25 protein-coding genes and 1 tRNA gene are annotated in these 26,288 nt (G+C 57.7%); 16 read left to right on the plus strand and 10 right to left on the minus strand.

Annotation, left to right across the window (positions count from 1 at the left end):
- Positions 1-30: 30 nt before the first annotated feature.
- Together ABIE02_RS16515 and ABIE02_RS16520 are read left to right on the plus strand one after the other, a co-directional pair.
- The gene (locus ABIE02_RS16515; protein ID WP_317518908.1) at positions 31-393 is read left to right on the plus strand and encodes a type II toxin-antitoxin system RelE/ParE family toxin; all 363 of its coding nucleotides are present in this window, start codon (positions 31-33) and stop codon (positions 391-393) included.
- Positions 381-680, plus strand: a complete 300-nt coding sequence (locus ABIE02_RS16520; RefSeq protein WP_059308573.1) for a helix-turn-helix domain-containing protein — start codon at positions 381-383, stop codon at positions 678-680. The genes ABIE02_RS16515 and ABIE02_RS16520 overlap by 13 nt, the downstream gene beginning before the upstream one ends.
- Positions 681-820: 140 nt before the next feature.
- On the opposite strand, the gene pheP is transcribed toward ABIE02_RS16520, so the two are convergent.
- From pheP to ABIE02_RS16550, 6 genes are all read right to left on the minus strand, one after another.
- Positions 821-2,206: a phenylalanine transporter gene (pheP, locus tag ABIE02_RS16525; protein ID WP_077226217.1), complete on the minus strand. Its 1,386-nt coding sequence runs from the start codon at positions 2,204-2,206 to the stop codon at positions 821-823.
- A 103-nt stretch (positions 2,207-2,309) separates the two neighbouring features.
- Positions 2,310-4,283: a PhoX family protein gene (locus ABIE02_RS16530; protein ID WP_130589209.1), complete on the minus strand. Its 1,974-nt coding sequence runs from the start codon at positions 4,281-4,283 to the stop codon at positions 2,310-2,312.
- 119 nt (positions 4,284-4,402) lie between these two features.
- The gene (locus ABIE02_RS16535) at positions 4,403-6,589 is read right to left on the minus strand and encodes a TonB-dependent receptor (protein WP_130589210.1); all 2,187 of its coding nucleotides are present in this window, start codon (positions 6,587-6,589) and stop codon (positions 4,403-4,405) included.
- 64 nt (positions 6,590-6,653) lie between these two features.
- Entirely contained in the window at positions 6,654-7,736 is a 1,083-nt protein-coding gene (locus tag ABIE02_RS16540; RefSeq protein ID WP_077226220.1) for a hypothetical protein, read from the minus strand.
- Between the two features lie 497 nt (positions 7,737-8,233).
- Positions 8,234-9,079, minus strand: a complete 846-nt coding sequence (locus ABIE02_RS16545) for a hypothetical protein (protein WP_117385907.1) — start codon at positions 9,077-9,079, stop codon at positions 8,234-8,236.
- Between the two features lie 63 nt (positions 9,080-9,142).
- Positions 9,143-9,219, minus strand: a tRNA-Arg gene (locus ABIE02_RS16550).
- Between the two features lie 222 nt (positions 9,220-9,441).
- Here ABIE02_RS16550 and folD point away from each other — a divergent pair.
- From folD to ABIE02_RS16575, 5 genes are all read left to right on the plus strand, one after another.
- Positions 9,442-10,308 (plus strand): bifunctional methylenetetrahydrofolate dehydrogenase/methenyltetrahydrofolate cyclohydrolase FolD, encoded by an 867-nt coding sequence (gene folD, locus ABIE02_RS16555; RefSeq protein ID WP_032616914.1) that lies wholly within the window; start codon positions 9,442-9,444, stop codon positions 10,306-10,308.
- A gap of 1 nt (position 10,309) precedes the next feature.
- Entirely contained in the window at positions 10,310-10,522 is a 213-nt protein-coding gene (gene ybcJ, locus ABIE02_RS16560; protein WP_032616913.1) for a ribosome-associated protein YbcJ, read from the plus strand.
- A gap of 272 nt (positions 10,523-10,794) precedes the next feature.
- Positions 10,795-12,294 (plus strand): PTS transporter subunit EIIC, encoded by a 1,500-nt coding sequence (locus ABIE02_RS16565; RefSeq protein ID WP_032616912.1) that lies wholly within the window; start codon positions 10,795-10,797, stop codon positions 12,292-12,294.
- 74 nt (positions 12,295-12,368) lie between these two features.
- Positions 12,369-13,385, plus strand: coding sequence for a Mal regulon transcriptional regulator MalI (gene malI / locus ABIE02_RS16570; protein ID WP_032616911.1), 1,017 nt, complete (start codon positions 12,369-12,371; stop codon positions 13,383-13,385).
- A gap of 72 nt (positions 13,386-13,457) precedes the next feature.
- Entirely contained in the window at positions 13,458-13,979 is a 522-nt protein-coding gene (locus ABIE02_RS16575; protein WP_230431252.1) for a metal-dependent hydrolase, read from the plus strand.
- A gap of 87 nt (positions 13,980-14,066) precedes the next feature.
- On the opposite strand, the gene cysS is transcribed toward ABIE02_RS16575, so the two are convergent.
- Positions 14,067-15,452 carry a cysteine--tRNA ligase gene (cysS, locus tag ABIE02_RS16580; RefSeq protein WP_032616909.1) on the minus strand — a complete coding sequence of 462 codons (1,386 nt, stop codon included), beginning with the start codon at positions 15,450-15,452 and terminating at the stop codon, positions 14,067-14,069.
- Between the two features lie 205 nt (positions 15,453-15,657).
- Here cysS and ppiB point away from each other — a divergent pair, with 205 nt between their 5' ends.
- The 7 genes from ppiB to mnmH all read left to right on the plus strand — a co-directional run bounded on the left by ppiB (position 15,658) and on the right by mnmH (position 20,384).
- Positions 15,658-16,152, plus strand: coding sequence for a peptidylprolyl isomerase B (gene ppiB / locus ABIE02_RS16585; protein ID WP_032616908.1), 495 nt, complete (start codon positions 15,658-15,660; stop codon positions 16,150-16,152).
- A gap of 3 nt (positions 16,153-16,155) precedes the next feature.
- Positions 16,156-16,878 (plus strand): UDP-2,3-diacylglucosamine diphosphatase, encoded by a 723-nt coding sequence (gene lpxH / locus ABIE02_RS16590; RefSeq protein ID WP_144883528.1) that lies wholly within the window; start codon positions 16,156-16,158, stop codon positions 16,876-16,878.
- A gap of 145 nt (positions 16,879-17,023) precedes the next feature.
- On the plus strand, positions 17,024-17,233 hold the full coding sequence (locus ABIE02_RS16595; protein WP_032616906.1) for a YdgH/BhsA/McbA-like domain containing protein: 210 nt from the start codon (positions 17,024-17,026) through the stop codon (positions 17,231-17,233).
- 70 nt (positions 17,234-17,303) lie between these two features.
- Positions 17,304-17,492, plus strand: coding sequence for a hypothetical protein (locus ABIE02_RS16600; RefSeq protein ID WP_032616905.1), 189 nt, complete (start codon positions 17,304-17,306; stop codon positions 17,490-17,492).
- A 173-nt stretch (positions 17,493-17,665) separates the two neighbouring features.
- Positions 17,666-18,175 carry a 5-(carboxyamino)imidazole ribonucleotide mutase gene (gene purE, locus ABIE02_RS16605; RefSeq protein ID WP_032616904.1) on the plus strand — a complete coding sequence of 170 codons (510 nt, stop codon included), beginning with the start codon at positions 17,666-17,668 and terminating at the stop codon, positions 18,173-18,175.
- The gene (gene purK, locus ABIE02_RS16610; RefSeq protein ID WP_103791855.1) at positions 18,172-19,239 is read left to right on the plus strand and encodes a 5-(carboxyamino)imidazole ribonucleotide synthase; all 1,068 of its coding nucleotides are present in this window, start codon (positions 18,172-18,174) and stop codon (positions 19,237-19,239) included. Before purE ends, purK begins: the two co-directional genes overlap by 4 nt.
- Positions 19,240-19,313: 74 nt before the next feature.
- Positions 19,314-20,384 (plus strand): tRNA 2-selenouridine(34) synthase MnmH, encoded by a 1,071-nt coding sequence (gene mnmH, locus ABIE02_RS16615; protein WP_032616901.1) that lies wholly within the window; start codon positions 19,314-19,316, stop codon positions 20,382-20,384.
- 83 nt (positions 20,385-20,467) lie between these two features.
- On the opposite strand, the gene ABIE02_RS16620 is transcribed toward mnmH, so the two are convergent.
- The 3 genes from ABIE02_RS16620 to ybbA form a co-directional block, all read right to left on the minus strand.
- Entirely contained in the window at positions 20,468-21,613 is a 1,146-nt protein-coding gene (locus tag ABIE02_RS16620) for a porin (RefSeq protein WP_336994846.1), read from the minus strand.
- A gap of 182 nt (positions 21,614-21,795) precedes the next feature.
- Complete coding sequence (gene ybbP / locus ABIE02_RS16625) at positions 21,796-24,210, minus strand: putative ABC transporter permease subunit YbbP (RefSeq protein ID WP_336994847.1); 2,415 nt, start codon at positions 24,208-24,210, stop codon at positions 21,796-21,798.
- Complete coding sequence (gene ybbA / locus ABIE02_RS16630; RefSeq protein ID WP_032616898.1) at positions 24,207-24,893, minus strand: putative ABC transporter ATP-binding protein YbbA; 687 nt, start codon at positions 24,891-24,893, stop codon at positions 24,207-24,209. The genes ybbP and ybbA overlap by 4 nt, the downstream gene beginning before the upstream one ends.
- Here ybbA and tesA point away from each other — a divergent pair.
- Together tesA and ABIE02_RS16640 are read left to right on the plus strand one after the other, a co-directional pair.
- Positions 24,861-25,487: a multifunctional acyl-CoA thioesterase I/protease I/lysophospholipase L1 gene (tesA, locus tag ABIE02_RS16635; protein ID WP_164539983.1), complete on the plus strand. Its 627-nt coding sequence runs from the start codon at positions 24,861-24,863 to the stop codon at positions 25,485-25,487. The genes ybbA and tesA overlap by 33 nt on opposite strands.
- Positions 25,477-26,286, plus strand: a complete 810-nt coding sequence (locus tag ABIE02_RS16640) for an SDR family oxidoreductase (protein ID WP_191153084.1) — start codon at positions 25,477-25,479, stop codon at positions 26,284-26,286. Before tesA ends, ABIE02_RS16640 begins: the two co-directional genes overlap by 11 nt.
- Positions 26,287-26,288: the final 2 nt, after the last annotated feature.

A 26,288-nucleotide genomic window follows, 5' to 3' on the forward strand; every position in this document is an offset into this window, starting at 1 on the left:
TTATAGCCAAAAGGCTATAAGGAAATAGTTATGTGGGAAGTCGAAACAACGGATACGTTTGACAAGTGGTTTAACCACCAGACACAAGCCTTGAAAGAAGATGTCCTGGCTATAATGCATATCCTCTCAGAGTACGGTCCACAGCTGGGCCGTCCCTGGGTCGATACAGTTAAAAACTCACATTACGCGAATTTGAAAGAGCTACGCATTCAGCATGCAGGGGATCCGGTTCGTGCTTTTTTTGCCTTCGATTCTGTTCGTAAAGCCATAATTTTATGTGCTGGAAATAAGACGGGAAAAAATGAAAAGCGATTCTATAAAGATATGATCACCATGGCTGACGCTGAATTCAGCGATTATCTGGCGAGTAAGGAGGCCGAATGGCTACGTTAAAAGAACTCATGGCCCAGCAGAGCCAGGAAAGTCAGGAGCGAATTGCCGCTAAAGTTGAGGATCTGCGCATTATTGTCGCGCTCAACCAGCTCCGGGAAGAACTCAACATATCGCAAACTGAACTTGCTGCCGCGATGGGGGTTAAACAGCCTACCGTTGCGAAAATTGAGCAACCGGATAATGATCCGCGTCTTTCTACGCTTAAACGCTATGTTACGGCATTAGGGGGTGAAGTGAGTATTGATGTCATTCTGCCCACCGGGAAGCGGGTGGCGTTTCATTTTTGATTACCCTGCGGCATTTTTGCGGTTAGTGCTGTGCTTACCTGGTTTACGGTTTTTGTAGGCTGTTACAAGCGCCGCGCCGCAATGCGAAAACGGGAATGGTGCGGCCTGAAGCCCTCTCCCACCGGGAGAGGGCCAACGCTTTACTTTCTGGAAAGTTTAAAGGCCGCAAACAGGAACACAATCCACACCGGCAGCAGGATGGCCGAGGTGCGCATGCCGTCCATGGTGCACATCAGCACCAGGATCATCGCCAGGAAGGCGATACAGAGATAGTTACCCGCCGGATAGAGCAGCGCTTTGAACTGCGTCTCGCGTCCTTTGCGGCGCATCGCCGCGCGGAACCGCAGGTGCGCCAGGCAGATCATGATCCAGTTCAGCAGCAGGGTCGCGACCACCAGCGCCATCAGCAGGCCAAAGGCTTCGTGCGGCAGCAGGTAGTTGACCAGCACCACCAGCGAGGTAATGCCCCCGGAGAGCAGCAGCGAGTTCACCGGGACGCCGCGACGGCTGACGCGGGTTAAAAACTTCGGCGCGTTACCCTGTACGGAGAGGCCAAACAGCATGCGGCTGTTGGAGTAGACGCCGCTGTTATAGACCGACAGCGAGGCCACCAGAATCACAAAGTTCAGCGCCGACGCCACCACGTTGCTGTTCAGATCGTGGAAAATCATCACAAACGGGCTGCTGTCAGACTTCACTTCCACCCACGGGTAGAGCGCCAGCAACACCACCAGCGAACCGATATAAAACAGCAGAATACGGTACACCACCTGGTTGACCGCTTTCGGGATACTTTTATGTGGGTCCTGCGCTTCAGCGGCGGTAATGCCGATCAGCTCCAACCCACCAAACGAGAACATGATCACCGCCAGCGACAGCACCAGCCCTTTCCAGCCAGTCGCGAGGAAGCCGCCGTGCTGCCACAGGTTGTCGAGGGTCGCCCGCTCGCCGCCGTGGCCGGAGAACAGCAGCCACAGGCCAAAGCCGATCATACCGATGATGGCCAGCACCTTAATTAAGGCGAACCAGAACTCGGTCTCTCCGTACAGGCGCACGTTCACCAGGTTAACGGCGTTAATGATGATGAAGAATACCGCCGCCCAGATCCAGGTGGGTACCTCTGGCAGCCAGTACTGCATATAGATGCCCGCGGCGGTCAGCTCTGCCATCCCCACCAGCACGAACATCACCCAGTAGTTCCAGCCAGAGAGGAAACCGGCGAACGGCCCCCAGTATTTATAGGCAAAATGGGCAAAGGAACCGGATACCGGCTCTTCTACCACCATCTCGCCGAGCTGGCGCATGATCAGAAAAGCGATAATGCCCGCGATGGCATAACCCAGCAGCACGGCAGGACCGGCCATCTGAATGGCAGGACCGATGCCGAGAAACAGCCCGGTGCCGATAGCGCCACCGAGTGCGATAAGTTGAATATGTCGGTTCTGTAAACCACGATGCAGCGTCGGTGTCTGTTCCGACGAGGCTTCAGTAACACCAGTACCTGAAGCGGATGACGCGTTTTTCACGTCTTACCCCTGTCTCTTTTTATGGAAGGGGCACCTTTTAACACTTCAGGCAGACGGGAGCAAGTTAAACGCCGGGCAACGGTTGCTGCCCGGCGGGAGGCTATCACGAACCGATAATACCGCCGTCCGCTCTGGTGATGACCACCGTTGAGGCGCGAGGACGCCCTTGCGGATTGTTATCCGGCCAGTTAGAAACGGCGCGCGGGTTTGCCGGGTCGGTAATATCGTCCCCGCCCTCCCCCGGATGCTGAATATTAATAAACAGCGTGCGGTTGTCCGGGGTGAACGCAATGCCGGTGATTTCGCAGCCGCGTGGGCCAGTCAGGAAGCGGCGATACTCGTTGGTGCCCGGAATGGTCGCCACCATCTGGTTATTGCCCATCCCCTCATAGGCTTTCTTGTTAATGGTGCTGGAGGAGACGTCGGTCTGGATCCAGAGCACGCCCTGATGGTCAAACGACAGGCCGTCCGGGCTGCCAAATTCGGCCCCCTTCATGCTGCCTTTCGCCTTTTCATCCGCAGTGTCCGTTCGCCCGGCCAGCACCAGGATGTCCCATTTAAAGCGTAACGCTGCCGGATCGCCGCCCTCTTCGTGCCAGTGCATGATGTGGCCAAACGTGTTGTTTGCTCGCGGGTTGGCTGCATCCACCGGCGCTTTGCCCTCTTTGCCGCGATCGCTGTTGTTGGTCAGCGTGCAGTAAACGCTGCCGCTGTTATGGGGATCGACCGCAATCCACTCAGGACGGTCCATCTTAGTCGCCCCCACGGCGTCGGCCGCCAGACGGGTTTTAATCAGCAGGTCGCCCTGATTGTCGAACCCTTTGCTCTTATCCAGGCCGTTCTGGCCAAACACCAGCGGCAGCCACTCGCCGGAGCCGTCATCGTTGAATCTGGCGACATAGAGCGTGCCAGCGGAGAGCAACTGCATGTTGGCTTCGCGATCCGCCGGATTGTAATGGTTGTCGGAAACAAATTTGTAGATGTACTCAAACTTCTGGTCATCCCCCATATAGGTGACCACGCGCTTATCGGCGGCCAGGGTGACGGCGGCCCCTTCGTGTTTGAAGCGACCCAGCGCGGTGTGCTTGCGCGGCGTGGAGTTCGGGTTGTACGGATCGATTTCGACCACCCAGCCAAAGCGATTCGGCTCGTTAGGGGTTTTATCCACGTTGAACCTGTCGTCCACCTCGCTCCAGCGGTAGGACTCATCGCTGTCGCTGATGCCGTAGCGCTTCTCCAGCGCGTTACGCTCGCTTTTTTTGACGAAAATATCCGACCAGTTCTCTTCGCAGGTGAGATAGGTTCCCCAGGGGGTATAACCGTTAGCGCAGTTTTGCATGGTGCCGAGCACCTGCTCGCCCTGCGGATCGGCGGCGGTTTTCATTAACGCCTGCTGACGCGCCGGGCCGGTGAGCTGCATCGGGGTATTTACCGTGATACGGCGGGCAAAGCCGGAGGGGCGCACCACTTCCCAGTCGCTGCCGCTCTTTTTCACTTCGATAATCGACACGCCCATCGCGTTCTGGCCTTTACGCGCCTTCTCCAGGCTCCAGTTGGCGGTGCCGTCGGTAAAGAGCATACCGTTGTCGATATACTCGTGATTCATCGCCAGCAGGCCATGGGCGGGATCCTGCTCCCCTTGCGGCAGGCTAAACCACGCCATGCCGTCATGGTGCATACCCGCCTGTGCCGCCTGCTCGTCTGTCGTGTTGCTGGCGTCAAATTTGAAGGCTGGCAGATTGCCCTTGATGCCGGTGGCGTCGCCCCAGCGATAGAAAGGACGTGCAATGTAGCCCTCGGGCACCCTGACCGCATCGTCGGTTGAGACCGGAATGCTGGTAAAACCGAGCGAGACCGCTTTGCTCAGGGCTGAAGGCTGTGACACCGCGGCCAGAGCGTTTTCAGGCTTGAGTAAAAAAGGGAAAGAGGCGGCGGCACCGGCAACGGCACCCATCTGCAGGAAACGGCGGCGGGAGAGGAACATCTCCGCCACGGTGGAAAATACCGGGTTAGCGCTGGGATTGCTGACATCATCGCGATGTTCTTTTTTGAATACGGACTTAAGAGGTTTACCCACGATGGCTTCCTTTCTTTAGGCTAAGAAATGACAAAGTGGGAACACTATAAGAACAATTTGTTACATTTTTATAACAGGCGGACGGTGGGGCATCCCTGCCCCGATAACGAGGGTCGAACTCAGAACTCGTAGCCGACAGAGACCTTAAAGGTACGCGGCTCACCCTGGAACAGGTAAGTGCCGCTGTCGTCAACGCTTGACCAGTAGTTTTCGTCGGTGACGTTTTCAATGCCAGCGCGAACGGTCATCTGGTTCTGGTCATTGTTGACCGCGAAGCGGTAACGCATGCCCAGATCCAGGGTGGTGTAGCTGTCCAGCTTTTTGCTGTTGGCCAGATTGGCATACTGCGAACCGGAGTGGTTCACACGGGCGGTGGCGGTCAGGCCGTCGACAGGCTTGATGTCATACTCCGCACCCAGCACGCCGTAGAACGACGGAACGCCAATGGCATCGTTGCCCTGATTAACGCCGTTGTTGGTTTTGGTCAGCTCCGCCTGCAGCCAGGTGGCGCTGGCATTCAGACGCAGGCCCAGCGTCGGCTCGCCAAAGACGTTCAGCTCGATGCCGCGGTTACGCTGCTCTGCATCCAGCCCGTAATATTTGGTCTGGCTGTCGAGAATGGCAGACGGCATTTTAATTTCAAACAGGGCCAGCGAGCCGCCAACGCGACCGAAGTCAGCCTTCACGCCCACTTCGTTCTGCTTAGAGTGGACGATACCGGTGCTCTGGCCGTAGTTGATGGCGGTGTTAGGCGCGGTTTTACCCGGCTGCAACGCTTCGGTGTGGTTAGCGTACAGCGAGATTTCGTCCCAGGGTTTGTACACCACGCCATAGGTAGGCATCCAGCGGTCGCCGTCGAAGCTATCGCCAGCGTTTTCCAGGCCGGTGACTTTGTTATACCCGCGAATGACCACTTTCTGATGGCGCGCCCCGACGGTGAATAGCAGTTTGTCGTCCAGCACGCCGAGGGTGTCGCTCAGCAGCCAGCCCTGGGTTCGGGTGCGGCCGCTGGTCAGCGGATCGCTGTAGTTACCGCCCGCCCCATTGGAGTTGGTGCTCGGTGGCGCATCCACACCGGTGTTGTGGTAGATATTGGTGACCGGGTTATCCTTCGCCGCCGACATTTTCCAGGCAATTTTCTCGTTTTTGGTCATCGCCGAGTAGCCGACGTTAACCTTATGGGTCACAAAGCCGGTCGCAAAGTTACCGCGGATCCCCGCCATGCCGCTTACGCTGTCGCTGATACGGTTGGTATCCAGGCGGCTCGCGGTGGCTTTGCCGCTCTTATCCACCAGCTTCGCACCGCTGTACAACCCTTCTTCATGGGCGTGTTGCGCCCCCAGACCGGTATAGGCGGTCCAGTTGTCGCTGATGTCGTACTCGCTGCGCCACATGCCAAATTCGTTTTCGATATTGCTATAGGCCCATTTCTGCGAGTAGTTGCGATCGTTTTTCGGCGGCTCTGGCACGAAATCTACGCCAGAGATGTTGACCCCGGTTTCCGAGCCATGGAAGGTTTTCTTCTGATACCCAAAGTCCACGGAGGTACGGAAGTCATCTCCCGCATAGTCCAGACCGGTGGACAGCAGCGTGGTGCGGCGGCGGTCGTTAGCAACCGGCGCTTCGCCTTCACGGTGCACCACGTTGACGCGGGCACCAAACTGGTCGCTGTCGCCGAAGCGACGACCGGCATCAAGGGTGGTGCCAATCTGCGAATCCGAGGTGTAGTCCACGCCCACTTTCGCCTGCGGCGTTGCCCCCGCGTGTTTCGGTTCGAGGTTAATCATGCCGCCCACGCCAGAGCTGGCCGCGCCGTTCATCAGGGAGTTGGCACCTTTGAAGATCTCAATGCGATCCACCATCTGTGCGTCCACCACCTGACGCGGCAGCACGCCGGAGAGGCCGCCGAAGGTCATGTCATCCCCGTCGAACTTCAGGCCACGAATGCGATAGCTTTCTGCGCTGTTGCCGTAGCCCTGTACGGACTGGACGCCCGCATCGTTAGCCACCACGTCAGCAATGGTGTGCGCCTGCTGATCTTCCACCAGTTTGGAGGTGTAGCTGATGATGTTAAAGGGGACGTCCATCGCATTTTGCTGACCGAGCATCCCCATGCGACCGCCGTTCGCCACCTGCCCGTCCAGGAAGGCTGGCACCAGCTGGTCGCCGCCGGGTTTAAAATCGCTGGCGGCAGACTGCACCACGATGGTCTCTTCTTTTTTGCTCTCCGCTGCCACCGCGGAATGGGCGATGGCGCCTATAGCGAGTGCCAGCAGCGTTTTGTTCATTTTTCTGGTGTGGTTCATGATTAACTCGTTCAAATTTCGCGCAAAATGGCCCGTTGCCGGGCCTGAGTTGTTATGAGAAAGCTTATTTCAGGGCGATACGCACAACGCTGTCCGGCCCGTTAGTCGAGTGGTCTTTGTTGAACGCCTGCTTAACGGTGACGTACAGCGTCTGGCCGTCAGCCGACAGCAGCAGGCTGTTCGGGTTCGGCGGCAGATCCCACGTCTGCTTGACGGCATAGGTGGTGGCATCGAGGCTCAGCAGCTTGCCGCTTTCACGCTGGGTGATGTACAGCTCGTTGCGTTTGGCGTTGAACTTCACCGCCAGCGAGTCGCCGACGTCGAGCTGTTTAATGATTTCACCGGTATGGATGTCCAGCACCAGGGTGGTTTTGGCTTTCGAGTTGTCGGTGACAAACAGGCGGCCCGTCGCGCTGTCTTCCGCGAGGTTCAGCAGCAGCGCCGGTTTATCCCCGAGCGGCTTCCAGCGTTTTTCAATGCGGTTGCGCTTAGGATCCAGGATCAGAATCTCTCCCCCGCCATTCGCCACGTAGATGCGTTGGGTCTGTTCAGACCACATCAGACCGGTGACCCACTGGCCCGCGTTCTGGATGGTCTTTTTCAGCTTCAGTGTTTTTGCATCTACCACCCAGATCACCGCCGGATCGGCCACGCCGCCGATGTAGAGCACGTCGTTATGCAGCAGCACCTGGCGCGCGCCGTACGGGAAGCCCTCTTTGTTGCGCTCGGTGAACAGCAGGCGCTGTTTCACTTTGCCATCGGCGGTGTTGATGGCGCTGATCCCGCCGTCCAGTGAGTTGGTGGTATAAAGGGTCTGGCCGTCCTCAGAGATCGCGAGGGCGAAGTTTTTCAGATCGGTATGGCTGCGGCCGATGGTTTTCAGGGTCGCCGGATCGAGCTTGTACACCACCCCGCCCTGCACATCCTTGAAACCTTCCGAGCTGGCAACGTACAGCGCATCGCCTTTCGGGCTCATAACCATTTCGTACAGGCCGTCAGCCAGATCGCGTTTAACGACGTTGGTCTGCGCCGGGGCGGCAGGTTTCGGGGCATCAGCAGCGGGAGCGGTGGTCGCGGTGTGTTGAGCGGCGCAGCCGCTGAGTGAGACAGCAACCAGCAGCGCCAGGGCGGACAATTTTTTTGACATCAGGAACATCCTTTACCGTGCAAATCGAATTTGAGGTGGACGTCTGCGTCGCATATACATTGCGATTAGAAGTGTGATTTCGGGCCATCAGGCCTGTGCAGCGTCCACCGTTAACACTCAGTGTTCCGTGTGAGATCTGCACTCACTGTTGATGCGGGAAAGTCCCTACGCGCCCACAAACACTAAAGAGAATGAGAACTATACTCATTATCCTTCTGTAATCAAGTGTAAACAGGGTCACAAAGTAAAAAAGCGGTTCAAAAACATCCCGGTAATGGCTCGGGGTTATCCTGTCGTGGAAGAGAGGTTCGGAGAGGTGCGGTTGGTTAACACGCCGCTGTGAGGTGTGGCGGGAATAGAGATTTGTGGCGGGTCGATAGCGTGATCGTCTTCGGGAAAGCTTGCCCCTGAATGTCTGTCTGAAGGGGGAGTCAATAGCCCAGGCCGATCATGTATGCCTTTAGCACAGCGATTTATGCCGGGGGTTTTGCTAGCCGTTACCGGCCAGTAAGCTTATCCATCGGGTTATTGCCCTTACTCGCAAGTTCTCCATCTGTCGCTTTCAAAACCGGCGTCGGGCTTTCCGACAGCGCCGCCATTCCCAGCGCCGAGGCGATGCCGCTTGCGATCGTCTCATCGGAAAACGGCACGTTCCCATTTTCCTGATGAATAATGGCCTTGCTCAGGGCGGTTAAGACGTCAGGCGAGGCGACATCCAGCCGGGTCGTCGGTGTTACGCCGAGCGCCTGGCTGACGTTCTGTATATAGGCGGTGGTATTGTTATTATCCTGCGGCGGTGCCCAGCGGGAGATAATTTTGCTGATGGTATCCAGTCCACGCCGCTGGTAGGCGAGCAGGTTTACGCCCAGAGCGCGGATCCCATGCTCAGGAGAGGCGAAGGTAGCGAAGCGCCCGTCGGTGCCGTTCTGCCCCTGCCAGGTAAAGGCCCAACTGGCTTCCAGATTGCCGGGGTTGTTATTGCGGATGCCGCGAACGCCCCCGACGGGCGACCATGCAGGCCCGGTGTGGCTGTTTCGGTACTGGGGCAAGCGGTTCATGAGCGCCAGTTGATTTTCACTCCAGCCCTGCAGGCTGGCGTACTGCCCCAGTTGCTCAAACGAGGCGGGTGTGGCGGTAACCGATGTCTGGCGGTGGTCAGCGGGTTGCGATGTGCTTGCCGCAGGCTGGGCGATGATCGGCTGGGAAGAGAGTGTTACCTGCTGAAAGGAGGCGGGTACGCTGGTCTGCGTCATTCCGGCAGCGGGCGCCTGAGCCGATAGCGTGGCCAGTTGCTGCGTGTGAACGCTCTGCTCGTGTAAATGGTAATGCGCAATACCGGACATGATTTCAATCTGGTTCTAATAAGAAACACGAAGAGACGGAGAAATGCGACGTTATGATGCGAATGGCACGCCCTAAAGGATTCGAACCTTTGACCTACGGCTTAGAAGGCCGTTGCTCTATCCAACTGAGCTAAGGGCGCACAGAGAAGAATGTCTTCGCAGTGGTGAAGCGCGTGGAATTATACGGTCAATGACCGATGAGTCAATGGATTTTAGTACAATCCCCTTGCAGTTCATACCTATGCCCGACAACAACGCCGCTTAACAGGAAAATCCGCAAAGTGTGACTGACAGCAGCGCGCGCTTCTGACAAAATATGCTCATCCCCCCTTTCACTCCTTACAGATGGAATCTTCTCTCTGATGGCAGCAAAGATTATTGACGGTAAAACGATTGCGCAGCAGGTGCGCTCTGAGGTTGCGGAAAAAGTGGCAGCTCGTCGGGCCGCTGGAAAACGCGCCCCCGGGCTGGCCGTTGTGCTGGTCGGCAGCAACCCGGCATCGCAAATTTATGTCGGCAGCAAACGCAAAGCGTGCGAAGAGGTGGGCTTTCTCTCCCGCTCCTACGATCTGCCAGAAACCACATCCGAAGCAGAGCTGCTTGAGCTGATTGATACCCTGAACGCCGATAACGAGATCGACGGCATTCTGGTACAGCTGCCGCTGCCTGCGGGCATCGACAACGTGAAGGTGCTCGAACGTATCGCGCCTGACAAAGATGTGGACGGCTTCCACCCGTACAACGTTGGCCGTCTGTGCCAGCGTGCGCCGCGCCTGCGTCCGTGTACCCCGCGCGGCATCGTCACGCTGCTGGAGCGTTATAACATCGACACCTACGGCCTGAACGCCGTGGTGATTGGCGCGTCCAATATCGTGGGCCGTCCGATGAGCATGGAGCTGCTGCTGGCTGGCTGCACCACCACCGTCACCCATCGCTTTACCAAAAATCTGCGTCAGCACGTCGAAAATGCCGACCTGCTGATCGTCGCCGTGGGTAAGCCGGGCTTTATTCCGGGCGAGTGGATCAAAGAAGGCGCTATTGTCGTCGACGTAGGGATTAACCGTCTGGAAAGCGGCAAAGTGGTGGGGGATGTGGTTTACGAAGATGCTGCCGCCCGCGCCTCTTACATCACGCCGGTACCGGGTGGCGTAGGCCCGATGACCGTAGCAACACTGATTCAGAATACTTTGCAGGCATGCGAAGAGTATCACGACGTAGAGGAAGCGTAAGATGGCCACTTTTTCATTAGGAAAACATCCGCACGTTGAGCTGTGCGATCTGCTGAAGCTCGAAGGCTGGAGCGAAAGCGGTGCCCAGGCCAAAATCGTCATTGCTGATGGTCTGGTGAAGGTTGACGGTAAGGTTGAAACCCGCAAACGTTGCAAGATTGTTGCCGGGCAGACCGTGAGTTTTGAAGGCCAGAGCGTCACCATTACTGCCTGAGTGCGCTTACCCCTCCTCTCCCCCAAACGGAGAGGAGTCAAACGCCATGCCGGGCAAGGCGCCAGCCGCCACCCGGCAGCTTCCCTCAACAATCCCCCACGACCATCACGGTTAATTATCGATCGACTTCAAATAATCACTATTTCATCTGTTGAAATGTGAAAATTCAGTTGCGCGAAATTCAGGCTTTCCTCACGATAAGTAGAACGTTCTACTAAAACGTTCTACTCACTATAACAAGCGCTCACAGAGCGCACTCGGGGGAAATCAGCATGAGTCTGATATCAGGGTTTGTTAAATCGCTGTCGAAATTATCGATGATTGGTCGCGCCTTAATGCTGCCAATCTCACTGCTTCCTGCTGCGGGCCTGCTGTTGGCCTTCGGGGATAAGTTCCACCTGCCGCTGATGATGAATGCGGGCGGCGTTATCTTTGATAACCTGCCGATGCTGTTTGCCATCGGCTCGGCCGTGGGGCTGGCATCTGAATCCGGTATCGCGGCGCTGTCAGCGGCGGTGGCGGTATTTGTCACCAATATCACCATCGGCACCGTGCTCGGCATTACGCCGGAGATGGCCTCCCAGGGCGGTAAATACGCCATGGTGGTGGGCATCCCGACACTGCAGATGGGCGTCTTTGGCGGCCTGCTGTGCGGTATTCTCGCCGCCTGGTGTTACAACCGCTTCCACACCATGCAGTTGCCAGAGTTCCTCGGCTTCTTCTCCGGTAAGCGTTTTGTCGCCATTGCCACGGCGTTCCTGTCCTTTGTGATGGGCCTGCTGCTGCCTTATATCTGGCAACATATCCAGGCCGGTATCGACGCCCTGTCGGTGGTGGTGAACGGGGATAACCAGGCGGCATCGACCTTTATCTTTGGTCTGGTGGAACGCGCGCTGATCCCGCTGGGTCTGCACCACATCTGGTACCCCTCTTTCTGGTACTCGTTCGGGGATTACACCACGCAGGCAGGCCAGGTGATTCACGGCGACCAGACTATCTGGTTCAAAATGCTGGAAGAAGGCACCAAATCCTTCAGCAGCGATACCTACCAGAACGCCGGTAAGTTCATGCAGGGGGAGTTCCCGCTGATGCTGTTCGCGCTGCCTGCCGCCTGTCTGGCGATGTACCACGAAGCGCACACCAAAAATAAAAAGATCGCTGCCGGTATCCTGTTCTCTGCGGCACTGACCTGCTTCCTGACCGGGATCACCGAGCCGGTAGAGTTCACCTTTATCTTCGTGGCACCGATCCTCTATGTCTTTAACGCCATCATGGCGGGCCTGGCCTACATGACCATGTACCTGATGCATGCGCATATCGCCAAATCCTTCTCTGCCGGCTTTATCGACTACCTGTCGTTCGGGATCCTGCCGTCGTTTAACGGCTACCAGACCAACTTCCTCAACGCCATTATCATCGGTATTCCGATGGCGCTGATTTACTACTTCACCTTCCGCTTTGTGATCCGTCGTTTCGACGTGAAAACGCCGGGCCGCACCGAAGTGACGGCTAACGCGGATGATAAGACCGACAACGAAATCGCCACCGAAATTATCGGCCTGCTGGGCGGCGCGCAGAACATCGACTCTGTCGGCTCCTGCATCACCCGTCTGCGTCTGGAAGTGGCGAAGAGCGAGATGGTGGATAAAGACGGTCTGAATGGCCTCGGCGCACGCGGCGTGGTCTTCGTCGGTGACTCTGGCATCCAGGTTATCTTTGGCGCCCGGGCGCAGTTTATCGCCCAGACGATGTCCACCATGATCGGTAAATAATAAGCTGCCTGACCGACACGTCTCCTGTACTCTTACGGGAGACGTTGTCTTATCAGGCATTTCAGGGAGAAGATGTGAAGAAGGTCAGCATCATTGATGTCGCCAGAGAGGCAGGCGTTTCGGTCTCCACCGTCTCGCTGGTTCTGCGTCAGAAAGGAAAGATCTCCGAGGCGACGATCGAAAAAGTCCACGCCGCCATCACCGCCCTGGGCTACGTCCATAACGTGGCCGCCGCCAACCTCCGCGCCAACACCTCGAATCTTATCGGTCTGATCCTGCGCGATTTCAGCGACAGTTTTTCCATCAAAGTGATGGCGAGCATCGTTCAGGAGCTGGAGAAGCAGGGTTTTATGGTTTTTCTCGGCCAGCCGCTGAATGATGGCGAACATCTCGAGCGCTGCCTGCTCTCCTTTAAGCAGCAGGGTGTCGCCGGGGTAATCTACCTGGCGTCCAACACGCGACATGCCACCCTGCCGACGTTGATCCGTCAGTGTCCGCTGCCGCTGGTTGCGGTGTCGCAGTCGCTACTGGATGAAACCTGCAATCTGGTGATGCGCGATAATCGCCAGGCAGCGCATCTGGCGACCCGCTACCTGATTGAGCGCGGCCATCGCAATATCGCCTACATCGGCGGCCGGGAAGGGGATCTGATCCGCGAGCAGCGCCTGCTGGGTTTTCGCAGCGCGATGACGCAAAACGGGCTGGTGTTCCGCGACGAATCTGCCCCGGCCTGCAGCGACGACACCCAGGCGGTGAGTTTCGCCACCCGTCAGTTGCTGGAGAAAAACAACACCATCACCGCCCTGCTCTGCCACTCGCCGGATGCAATGATCGGCTCTATCTCCGGTATTCACCACGTGGGCCGCACGGTAGGAAAAGATGTGTTTCTCACCCAGCAGGTGGCGCTGGTAGGGTTTGAAGATATGCTGCACGTCAATCTCACCTCCCCGTCCTTTACCTATGTCTCCTCCGCCAGCGAAGAGACGGGCCGTCAGGCGGCGGGGCTGATGATCCGCAAGCTGAAAGAGCCTGAACTGCAAACCCAGCGCATTACCCTGTCGGGGCAGTTAATCGCAAGGGAATCGGCCTGATTCAGATTTACGCCCGGGCCTGACTTCCACCGCGCTCTGCTATATTTCCATGCTTTGCCATGGATAATTTTTATGCCAACGATCATTACCCACGCCGCTGTGCCGATTTGCCTCGGACTGGGACTGGGCACCCGGGTTATTCCCCCTCGCCTGCTGTTCGCCGGGGTTGTCTTCGCCATGCTGCCGGATGCCGACGTGCTGTCGTTTAAGTTTGGCGTCGCCTACGGCAATATTTTTGGTCATCGCGGCTTTACGCACTCCCTTCTGTTCGCCTTTGTGGTGCCCCTACTCTGCGTGTTAATCGGCCGACGCTGGTTCAGGGCCAGCCTGATGCGCTGTTGGCTGTTTTTAACGGTATCGCTGCTGTCACATAGCCTGCTGGACTCGGTGACGACGGGCGGGAAAGGGGTTGGCTGGCTGTGGCCCTGGTCGGATGAACGTTTCTTCGCCCCCTGGCAGGCGATCAAGGTCGCGCCCTTTGCGCTGTCGCGCTACACCACGCCTTACGGGCATCAGGTGATTCTCTCGGAGCTGCTGTGGGTGTGGTTACCGGGGGCGATCCTGATGGGGATGTTGTGGTGGAAACGGCGTTAAAAAAGCCGGGTGGCGGCTACGCCTGACCCGGCCTGTCTTCTTGCATTTGTCGGCCCGGCAAGCGAAGCGCCGCCGGGCGTTACAGACTTACTTACGGCGCCAGGTGGTCCCTTGCGGGCCATCTTCCAGAATGATACCCATCTCGGTAAGACGGTTACGCGCGGCGTCGGCTGCGGCCCAGTCTTTCGCCTGACGTGCTTCCAGTCGGGCTTTAATCAGCGCTTCGATCTCCGCGACTTCGCCGTCATCGGCCTGGGCACCGCTCTGCAGGAACACTTCCGGTGCCTGCTCCAGCAGACCCAGCACGCCAGCCAGCTTACGCATATGGGAGGCCAGGGCGTTAGCGGCATGCGCATCTTCCCCTTTCAGGCGGTTGACTTCACGGGCCATATCAAACAGCGCCGAGTAAGCTTCCGGGGTGTTGAAGTCGTCGTTCATCGCCTCGACAAAACGGGCTTCGAACGCCTCGCCACCGGCTGCAGGTACGGAGGTATCGGTCCCGCGAAGCGCGGTATACAGACGCTCCAGGGCGGAACGTGCCTGCTTGAGGTTCTCTTCGCTGTAGTTCAGCTGGCTACGATAGTGGCCGGACATCAGGAAGTAGCGGATGGTTTCGGCATCGTAATACTTCAGCACGTCGCGCACGGTGAAGAAGTTGCCCAGCGATTTGGACATCTTCTCGCGGTCAATCATCACCATCCCGGAGTGCATCCAGTAGTTCACATACTCGCCGTCGTGCGCGCAGGTGGACTGGGCAATTTCGTTTTCATGGTGTGGGAACATCAGGTCTGAACCGCCGCCGTGAATATCGAAATGATTACCCAGCTGTTTGCAGTTCATGGCCGAACATTCGATGTGCCAGCCCGGACGGCCCGCGCCCCACGGCGACGGCCAGCTTGGCTCACCCTCTTTGGACATCTTCCACAGTACGAAGTCCATTGGGTTACGCTTCACGTCAACCACATCCACGCGAGCACCGGCTTGCAGCTGATCCAGGTCCTGACGGGAGAGTTGACCGTAATGCGGATCGGTCGGTACATCGAACATCACGTCGCCGTTATCTGCCACGTAGGCGTGACCTTTGGCGATCAGCTGTTCGGTGATCTCAATGATCTCAGGAATATGGTGCGTCGCACGCGGCTCCAGGTCCGGGCGCAGGATATTCAGCGCATCGAAATCTTTATGCATTTCGGCGATCATACGATCGACTAATGCGACGAAATTCTCGCCGTTTTCATTAGCGCGCTTGATAATTTTGTCGTCGATATCGGTGATATTGCGTACATACTTAAGGTTGTACCCGAGGAAACGCAGATAGCGTGACACCACGTCGAAGGCGACAAAAGTACGGCCGTGGCCAATATGACAGAGATCGTAAACGGTAATACCACACACGTACATGCCGACTTCCCCGGCATGAATAGGTTTGAATTCCTCTTTTTGGCGCGTCAGTGTGTTGAAGATTTTTAACATCGAAGATTCCATGTGAGACGTGTGTGGACGAAAACGGCGTATTCTACACGCAAAATCATTTAAAGGGATGCGGCGTGTAACCGTAATTCAAACCCGAAGCCGCCAACAATGCAAGGTGATCGCGCCGTGAGGTTATGCTATAACAAGCGCTTATTGTGGCCCCCCGAGGGGTCGAAGCACCACTATAACGGAACAGGATGCAAAAATGGTTACTTTCCACACTAATCATGGCGATATCGTAATCAAAACCTTTGATGACAAAGCGCCTGAAACAGTTAAAAACTTCCTGGACTACTGCCGCGAAGGTTTCTACGACAACACCATCTTCCACCGTGTCATTAATGGCTTCATGATTCAGGGCGGCGGTTTTGAACCTGGTATGAACCAGAAAGAGACCAAAGCAGCCATCAAAAACGAAGCTAACAACGGTCTGAAAAACACGCGTGGTACGCTGGCAATGGCCCGTACTCAGGCTCCGCACTCTGCAACCGCACAGTTCTTCATCAACGTAGCGGACAACGACTTCCTGAACTTCTCCGGCGAAAGCCTGCAGGGTTGGGGCTACTGCGTGTTCGCAGAAGTCGCTGAAGGCATGGACGTGGTTGATAAGATCAAAGGCGTTTCTACTGGCCGCAGCGGTATGCACCAGGACGTTCCAAAAGAAGACGTCGTGATCACAAGCGTGACCGTCAGCGAATAATTCGTGGCGACACTCTTTATTGCAGATCTGCATCTGCAAACAGAAGAACCGGCGATCACCGCCGGTTTTCTGCGTTTTTTACAGGGTGAAGCCCGCCACGCCGATGCGCTTTATATCCTCGGGGATCTGTTCGAAGCCTGGATTGGCGATGACGACCCAAACCCGCTGCACCGCGAAATAGCCATTGCCATCAAGGCGCTGGTGGATTCCGGCGTTCCCTGCTTTTTTGTCCATGGCAACCGCGACTTTCTGCTCGGCAAGCGCTACGCCCGCGATTGCGGCATGACCCTGCTGGCAGAAGAGACCGTCCTCGACCTGTATGGCCGCAACATTCTGATCATGCATGGCGACACGCTCTGCACCGACGATACCGGTTATCTGGCGTTTCGCGCCAAAGTGCATAACCCCTGGATCCAGACCCTGTTTCTCGCCCTGCCGCTGTTTATCCGCAGCCGCATCGCCGCGAAGATGCGCGCCGGGAGCAAAGCCGCCAACAGCAGCAAATCCATGACCATCATGGATGTGAATCCCCAGGCCGTCGCCAGCGTGATGGCAAAACACCAGGTTCAGTGGCTGATCCATGGCCATACCCATCGCCCATATATGCACGACCTGACCGTCAACGATAAACCCGCCCATCGCGTGGTGTTAGGGGCCTGGCATACCGAAGGTTCGATGATCAAGGTTACGCCGGATGGCGTAGAGCTGATCGCTTTCCCGTTCTAAAATCCCCCCGCCTGAAATTCATTCAATTTTTTTGAACCGTAACCGCAAATTGTTTTGATTTTAATCACACTCTGGTCGGCCTATGATTACTCACATCAGGGCAACAACGCCCTATCCCAAACAAAAACGCTTAAGGAATACGACCATGAAATCCATCAAAACTTTCGTTGCAGTTGCCGCTCTGTCTCTGATCTCTTTCGGTTCTTTTGCACAGAGCATTAGCACCACCGCCTCTACCCTTGACCGTGCCGAAGCCAATATCGCCGCGCAGGCTGCTAAAGAAGGCGCCGCTTACAAAATCACCAGCGCCCAGTTCGACAACCGCGTGCACATGACCGCTGAACTGACCAAATAATTTAACTGATTGCCGTGCCGCCAGATAACACACCCGCGACAGCGACAATACGATGAAGAAGGAAAAGAGAATGAAAAATATCAGCATCGTCAGCGCCCTGCTGCTGGCCGCAACCCTGTCATCTGGCGCAATGGCTGCAGCGCATCCTGTCTCCACACCGGAGGCGGGTTCGAATATCGACACGGCGATCCATCACAATCATATTGATGTGAACCATGCCTTCGACAAAGAGAACCTGACCGCAGGCAATCTCCTGTAAAAAGGGTTCAGGTATCCTGTGAAAGACCGCCGAAAGGCGGTCTTTTTTATTGCAGCAAGAGACCGACTTTGGCTGAAGTTTTAGCCGCGCAACCGTTTTCCTTGCCTGTGTATCGTGCTATTCTCTGTCACCTCAAAAGCCGAGAGTTGTGCACCACAGGAGTTTTAAGACGCATGTCTTCCAGCAATAATCCGGCGCGTGTCGCCATCGTGATGGGGTCCAAAAGCGACTGGGCTACCATGCAGTTCGCCGCCGAAATCTTTGACATCCTGAATGTTCCTCACCACGTTGAAGTGGTTTCCGCACATCGCACCCCCGATAAACTGTTCAGCTTCGCCGAAGGTGCGGAAGAGAACGGCTATCAGGTGATTATTGCCGGTGCCGGCGGGGCCGCGCATCTGCCCGGCATGATTGCCGCCAAAACCCTGGTGCCGGTGCTCGGCGTCCCGGTACAAAGTGCTGCCCTGAGCGGTGTCGATAGCCTCTACTCCATCGTGCAGATGCCGCGCGGCATCCCGGTGGGCACCCTGGCGATTGGCAAAGCGGGTGCCGCTAACGCCGCCCTGCTGGCGGCACAGATCCTGGCGACGCACGATAAAGAACTGCATCAGCGTCTGGTCGCATGGCGTACCGCCCAGACCGACGAGGTGCTGGAGAACCCGGATCCGCGAGGTGCGGCATGAAACAGGTTTGCGTCCTCGGTAACGGTCAGTTAGGCCGGATGCTGCGTCAGGCCGGTGAACCACTGGGTATCGCCGTCTGGCCGGTCGGGCTGGATGATGAACCCGAAGCCGTACCGTTCCAGCAAAGCGTGATCACCGCAGAGATTGAGCGCTGGCCAGAGACCCCGTTAACCCGGGAGCTGGCGCGCCATAATGCCTTCGTTAACCGCGACGTCTTCCCGATCATTGCCGACCGTCTGACGCAAAAACAGCTGTTCGATAATCTGCACCTCGCCACCGCTCCGTGGCAGCTGCTTACGGAGAAAGGCCAGTGGCCTGACGTCTTTGCCACGCTGGGTGAACTGGCGATCGTCAAGCGCCGCGTTGGCGGCTACGACGGACGCGGCCAGTGGCGTCTGCGCGCCGGTGAAACCGACCAACTGCCGGATGAGTGCTATGGTGAGTGCATCGTTGAGCAGGGTATTAACTTTAGCGGTGAAGTGTCGCTGGTGGGTGCCCGCGCCCACGACGGCAGCACCGTCTTTTATCCCCTGACCCACAACCTGCATCAGGACGGCATTCTGCGCACCAGCGTGGTCTTCCCGCAGGCCAATGCGGCCCAGCAGGCGCAGGCCGAAAGCATGCTCTCGGCCATTATGCAGGAGCTGGGCTACGTTGGGGTGATGGCGATGGAGTGCTTCGTCACTCCTGAAGGTCTGCTGATCAACGAGCTGGCACCGCGCGTGCACAACAGCGGCCACTGGACGCAAAACGGCGCTTCCATCAGCCAGTTTGAACTGCACCTGCGCGCCATCACCGGCCTGCCGCTGCCGCCGCCGGTGGTCAATAGCCCGTCGGTGATGATCAACCTGATCGGCACCGATCTGAACTATGACTGGCTGAAACTCCCGCTGGTGCATCTGCACTGGTACGACAAAGAGGTTCGTCCGGGTCGTAAGGTTGGCCATCTTAACCTGAACGACGGCGATATCCCTCGCCTGAGCGCGACGCTGGAAGCCATTGTGCCTCTGCTGCCGCCGGAGTACGCAAGCGGCATCGCCTGGGCGCAGGCAACACTCCGCTAAGCCCCACCGCCGGGGAGTTGCTATTCCCCTTCCCCGGCGTAAAATCCTGCCCATCGCTGTTTTGAGGGATCCTTATGAACGATGGGACGGACTACCGCGCCATACTTGCCGCCGACACGCCGTTAATCGACGTGCGTGCGCCCGTGGAATTTACCCAGGGTGCCATGCCTGCGGCAATCAACCTGCCATTAATGAATAACGACGAACGCGCCGCCGTGGGCACTTGCTATAAACGCCAGGGGCCGGAGGCAGCGCTGGCGCTCGGCCATCGTCTGGTAAGCGGCGAGACGCGCGAGCAGCGGCTCGAAGCCTGGCGCACCGCCTGCCTTGCGCAACCTCAGGGCTATCTCTGCTGCGCCCGGGGCGGGCAGCGCTCGCACATTGTGCAGTCGTGGCTGCAGGCGGCGGGCGTCGATTACCCGCTGATTCGTGGCGGCTATAAAGCTCTGCGTCAGGCAGCGATGCAGGCTACCGTTGAGCAGGTGCAAAAGCCGATGGTGCTGATTGGCGGCTGTACGGGGAGCGGCAAAACGCTGCTGGTGAAGGCCCGGCCTGACGGCATCGATCTTGAAGGTCTGGCGCACCATCGCGGCTCGTCTTTTGGCCGCACGCTGACGCCGCAGCTTTCGCAGGCAAGCTTTGAAAATCATCTCGCGGTGGAATTGCTGAAGAGAGACGCCGCGCGCTGGGTACTGGAAGACGAGGGGCGGATGATTGGCTCCAACCACCTGCCGGAATGCCTGCGCGACCGCATGGTGCAATCGCCGATTGCAGTAGTTGAGGATCCGTTCGAGGTGCGCCTTGAGCGCTTGCGCGAGGAGTATTTCGCGCTAATGTGGCAGGCCTTTCGCACCGCGCGGGGCGAAGAGGCAGGCTGGCAAGAGTACAGCGAGTATCTGCACCACGGCCTGTTTGCCATCCGCCGTCGGCTGGGATTACAGCGCTATGCTGAATTTACCGCCCTGCTGGATACCGCCCTGGATGAACAGCAGCGCACCGGCAATACCGAGGCGCATTTCACCTGGCTGGCACCGCTGCTCAATGATTATTACGATCCGATGTATCGCTATCAGCTTGAGAAAAAAGCGGAGAAAATTGTTTTTCGCGGGACCTATGCAGAGGTTGCGGAGTGGTTGAATCGCTAATAAAAAGCCGGATGCGCTCATGCTTATCCGGCCTACAGGTTCTGCCCGACGCTTCCCTCTCCCTTTCAGAGAGAGGGTGAGGGTCAGAAGTCGTAACGCAGACGCACCAGGTTCATGTCACCCAGGTCGTCGGTGCTGGAGGTGAATACGTGTTCGTAATCAACACGGAAACCGTAATCCAGCTGGAAGCTAATACCCACGCCGTTGTCGATGCGCTGATAGTTGCGGCCATTCATGGTCTCAATACGGTCACCCATGAAGTAAGGCTGGATGGATTTCACCGCATACTGACCAATCGGGAATTTATAGCCCGCGAAGTACTCAATACCCCACGCATCACCCGCGAAGTAGTCGTTTACCGACACTTTTTTGCTGGTCATAAAGTTCTGATACCAGCCGCCGCCCGCAGAGAAGGTCCAGTTGTCCGGGGTCCAGCTCAGCGCGGTGCCGAGGATATTCTGATCCCAGGACTTGCTGTCGCCGTTGTCCGGGTTACGCATGTCTGCACGGGTGTAGTTCCACGCGGCGCCCCAGGTCAGGTCGGTGGTCAGACGATAATCCAGACCCAGCGAGCCGCCGCCTTTACGCTTGTAACGCAGGCCATTGCCTGGCAGGTATTCGCTGTCTTCGAACAGGTAAGAGGCGTAGATGTCGGCATCGCCGAGGGTTTTCTTGTACTTCAGCATCTGGCGTGAACGGTAAGAGCCGTCGTAATCACCGTTGATGCCGTTACCCGGTGCCTGGCCGATCATGTCGTAATCCCAGATATCGGTTTTCGCGCCAACCACATCATAGTAAACGCTGTTCTGCTGACCGAAGGTCAGGGTGCCCCAGGTGTCGCTTTTCAGGCCGGTGTAGAGCATACGACGGGAGGTGTCGTGCGCGCCCTCAGCATGGTGATTATCCCAGTCGAACTGGGCCGGAATGTTCACGCCCAGTTCGTAATAGCTGATCCAGCTGATGTCATCAAACAGGTAATAATCTGCCGCGAAACGGAAACGGGTGCCGCCATCAAAACCGTTACGCTTATAGCTGTTCTTGCCGTCGTCGCCGGTCATGTTCTGGAACTGCGGACGAATACTGCCGCCCACGGTGAAGTTCAGGCGGCTCAGCGGGTTACCTGCCTGTGGATCCTGTTTCAGTACGGTGATTTCAGCCTGGGATGCAAAAGACGCCAATACCACTGCCGCGCCGATCGCAACCGCCAGCGCTTTTTTTGTTATGGTCATTATTTTTCCTTGATAGACACACTGCCATTTATTTAGCAGGTGAATATTAACCAGGATTTATCTGCCCGTGTTGCCCGGTTTTTAATGATTTGTGCCACTAAAATTCAAGGAGTTATCTTTTTATGCTACTTAAGTGGAACGCGCCGGTATATTAACCGGCGCGTTATGACTACAAAGGGGAATTAACCAGAGAACTGACGGAACAGGGCTTTGCCTTTCAGTAAACGAGCGCCCAGCCAGCCGCCGCACAGCGAGAGCATCACCGCCCCACAAAGTGGAAGGATCACCCACAGCCGCCAGTCAGGCTCCCACGGGAAGTAGAACACCCGGGTCTGTAGCACCGCCAGCGCCGTTTCTGCGCCAATGGCCGCCACCAGGCCTGCCACCAGTCCCAGCAGGGCAAACTCGCTCCACAGCGTGGTACGGAGCAGCTTTTTACCTGCGCCCAGGGTGCGATAGACCACCAGCTCCTGATGACGCTGACGCATCCCGACCTGCACTTGCGCCAGCAGCAGCAGCACGCCGCAAATCGTGACCAGCACCACCATCACCTCCAGCGCCCGGCTCACCTGCTCCAGTACCTGCCCGACCTGTCTCAGGATCGCGCCGATATCCAGCAGGCTGATCGTCGGGAACTCGCGGTTAAGCTGGGTGAGCATGCCGTTGCCGTTCTCCCAGCGGAAGCTGGTCAGCCAGCTCTGGGGTTGCCCGTCCAGCGCCCCGGAAGGGAAGATAAAGAAGAAGTTTGGCCGCAGGCTCTCCCAGTCAACCTTGCGCAGGCTGGTGACTTTCGCGCTGAAGTCCTGCGTATCGCCGGTAAAGGTCACCGTATCGCCCAGCCCGACGTTGAGGCGTTTCGCCAGCCCCTCCTCCATCGACACCTCCCCCGCTTTCGGCGGCCAGTTGCCGGCAGTGATCGGGTTATGATCCGGGCGTTTATCCTGCCAGGTCAGATTCAGCTCGCGGTTAAGGGATTCATCTTTATTACCCTCGGTCGATTGACCGTTAATCTGAGTCAGGCGCGCCCGCACGATGGGATAATACGACTCGGGGATAACCTGGTGCTCCGCAAGGAATTCCTTCAGCGGGGCGATCTGCTCCGGGGCGATGTTAATCAGGAAATAGTTCGGGCTTTCCGGCGGGAGCTGCTGTTGCCAGCGATCCAACAGGTCGCCGCGCAGCACTAGCAGCAGCGCCAGCAGCATAAACGACAGCGAAAACGCCGACAGCTGGCTAAGGGTCGACCACGGCTGGCGCAGCAGGCGGTTCACCGCCAGACGCACCGGCAGCGACTTCACCGTTAGCCCTTTCAGCACGCTGAGCAGCATCCAGCCCAGCATGCCACAGAGCAGGGCCAGCACTATCGCTCCGGCCAGCACCGCCCATAGCAACATGCTACCGCCCATCAGCCAGGCGAGCAGCGCTACCACCACCATCACGATAACCGGCAGATAAAATTTCAGCGGCCAGACGCTGGCGACCACATCGCGGCGCAGGACGCGCAGCGGCTGGGTCGCCAGCAGCAGCCGGTAAGGACGCAGCCCCACCAGCAGTGAGATGACGATCATCGCGCCGACGGCCCACAGCCACGGCCAGAGGCTGGCAGGCGGCAGCGCGGCGGGCAGTACCGGCTTAAGCAGTACCATCAACACCTTTTCAAACAGCAGGCCCATCGCCCCGCCGGTCACGGCAGAGAGCGCGAGCACCATCAGCCACTGGCCGACAATCAGCTTACGCAACTGCGCCCTGCCCGCCCCCAGCGTTTTGAGGATCGCCACCAGGTCGTAGCGGCTGCGGCAGTAGTGACCCATCGCCACCGCCACGGCCGCCACGGCCAGCAGCAGCGTCAGCAGCGCCGAGAGCAGCAGGAACTGCTGGGAACGCTCCAGCGACTTACCGAGCGCGCCGTCCTCCTGTTCCATCCCTGACCAGCGATGCTCCGCCTTCAGCTGCGGCAGCAGCCACTTCTCGTAACTCGCCAGTTGAGCGGGCGTGCCGCCAAACTTAATACGCCAGGTGACGCGGCTCCCGGGCTGGACCGCCCCGGTTTTTGCCACATCTGCGGTATTCATCAGCAAGCGCGGCGCCATCTGGAAGGGGTTAAAGCCGGAGTCCGGCTCCTGAACCACTTCCCCGGCAATTTTGAGCGTGGCATCCCCGACGTCGATGCTGTCACCGGTTTTTAAATTCAGCAGTGCCATCAGACGCGAGGCCAGCAGCACCGTGCCCGGGGCCGGTTTCAGGCCCGGCGGGTTGGTCTGCAACGCGCCGTACATCGGATAAATATCATCCACGGCCTTCACGCTCGCCAGTTGCGGGGTGTCGGCGGCAAAGGTCATGGTCTGGAAACTCAGTTGCTCGCTGACCTTCAGCCCCGTTTTTCTCGCCTCATCAAGCCATGCCTGCGGCACCTCGCGGGAGCTGCGTAGCGTCCGGTCGCCCGCCATAAACTCGCGGCTTTGCTGGCTAAGTCCCTTTTCCATCCGGTCGCTGACACTGCCGAGCGCCAGCACGCAGGCCACCGCCAGGCTTAACGCCAGCCAGACGATCAGCAGCGAGGGGGAGCGCCATTCGCGCCAGAACCAGCGGGCAATCATGCTTCCTCCTGCAGTTCACCGTTGACCAGCCGCAGGCGGCGATCACAGCGGGCCGCCAGCTGCGGATCGTGGGTGACAAGGATCAGCGTGGTGCCGTGCTCACGGTTCAGGGAGAACAGCAGATCGGCAATTTTGTCCCCGGTCTGGCGATCGAGGTTACCGGTGGGTTCGTCGGCAAAGAGCACGTCCGGGCGGCCATTGAACGCCCGGGCCAGCGCCACGCGCTGCTGCTCACCGCCGGAGAGTTGCGCCGGAAGGTGATCAAGACGCTTACCCAACCCCAATTGCTCCAGCAGGGCTTTAGCGCCCGCCCGGCTCTGGGTCGTATTCTCGCCGCGAAGCAAACCCGGCAGCTCAACGTTCTCCAGCGCATTGAGGGTGGGGATCAACATAAACGACTGGAAAACAAAGCCAATGTGCTTTGCGCGCAGGGCGGCGCGCGCCTCTTCATCCTGCTGATGTAGCGGTTGCCCGACCAGATGGACCTCACCGCTGCTGCCGTCATCCAGACCGGCGAGGATCGCCAGCAGGGTGGATTTGCCGGAACCCGACTCACCAATCAGGGCGATGCTCTGCCCGCGTTTGACAATGAGTTCAACTCCGGTGAGGATGGAAAGCTCGTGCTCACCCTGACCCACGGACTTCTTAAGATGATGAACTTCAACAATGTTTTCCGCTGGCATTTGCCCTTCCTGTTTCTGATTCTGATGACATTTCGCGCCGCGGCGGCGGACACGTTATTAATTCTGGGCGACAGCCTCAGCGCGGGCTACCGGATGGCGGCCAACGCCGCCTGGCCTGCCCTACTGAACGATAAATGGCAGACCCAAACCTCGGTTATTAACGGCAGCATCAGCGGCGATACCTCCCAGCAAGGGCTTTCTCGTCTGCCTGCCCTGCTGAAACAGCACCAGCCGCGCTGGGTGCTGGTGGAACTGGGCGGCAATGACGGTCTGCGCGGCTTCCAGCCTCAGCAGACCGAGCAGACGCTGCGGAAAATTTTGCAGCAGATCCGCGCGGCGAACGCCCAGCCGCTGTTAATGCAAATTCGTCTGCCTGCTAACTATGGTCGTCGTTATAATGAAACCTTCAGCGCGATATATCCGAAGCTTGCCAAAGAGTTCGATATTCCGCTGCTGCCCTTTTTTATGGAAGAGGTCTACCTGAAGCCGCAGTGGATGCAGGATGACGGTATTCACCCCAATCGGGACGCACAGCCGTTTATTGCCGACTGGATGGCAACCCGGCTGGCTCCTTTAGTTAAACATGACTCGTAATTCAGCGGAGATCCTGACAGGTAAAGTTATGCAAAAATCGGTCTTAATAACAGGATGTTCCAGCGGAATTGGCCTTGAAAGCGCCCTTGAACTCAAGCGTCAGGGATTCTGGGTGCTGGCCGCCTGCCGCAAACCCGAAGACGTTGAACGGATGAACGGCATGGGGTTAACTGGCGTATTGCTGGATCTGGATTGTACCGACAGCATTGAGCGCGCCGCCGATGAGGTGATCGCTCTGACCAATAATCGTCTGTATGGGCTGTTTAACAATGCCGGTTTCGGCGTTTACGGCCCCCTGCAGAGCGTGACCCGCCACCAGCTTGAACAGCAATTTTCCGCCAACTTTTTTGGCGTTCACCAGCTCACCATGCGCCTGCTGCCTGCCATGTTGCCGCACGGCGAAGGGCGGATTGTGATGACCTCCTCGGTGATGGGGCTGATCTCTACGCCAGGCCGCGGGGCTTATGCCGCCAGCAAGTACGCACTGGAAGCCTGGTCAGATGCGCTGCGCATGGAGCTGCGCCACAGCGGCATTAAGGTCAGCCTGATTGAACCGGGGCCAATCCGCACCCGCTTTACCGACAACGTTAACCAGACCCAGGCCGATAAACCGGTAGAAAATCCGGGTATTGCCGCACGTTTTACGCTGGGGCCGGAGGCAGTCGTCGCCAAAGTGCGCCATGCTTTTGAGAGCAAAAACCCCAAAATGCGTTATCCGGTCACGCTGGTGACCCACGCCGTCGGCCTGCTGAAGCGCCTGCTGCCCGGCCGGATGATGGACAAAATTTTACAGGGCTGAGT

Origin of the sequence: Leclercia sp. 1548 (assembly GCF_050435045.1) — a bacterium.
Lineage (GTDB): Bacteria > Pseudomonadota > Gammaproteobacteria > Enterobacterales > Enterobacteriaceae > Enterobacter > Enterobacter adecarboxylatus.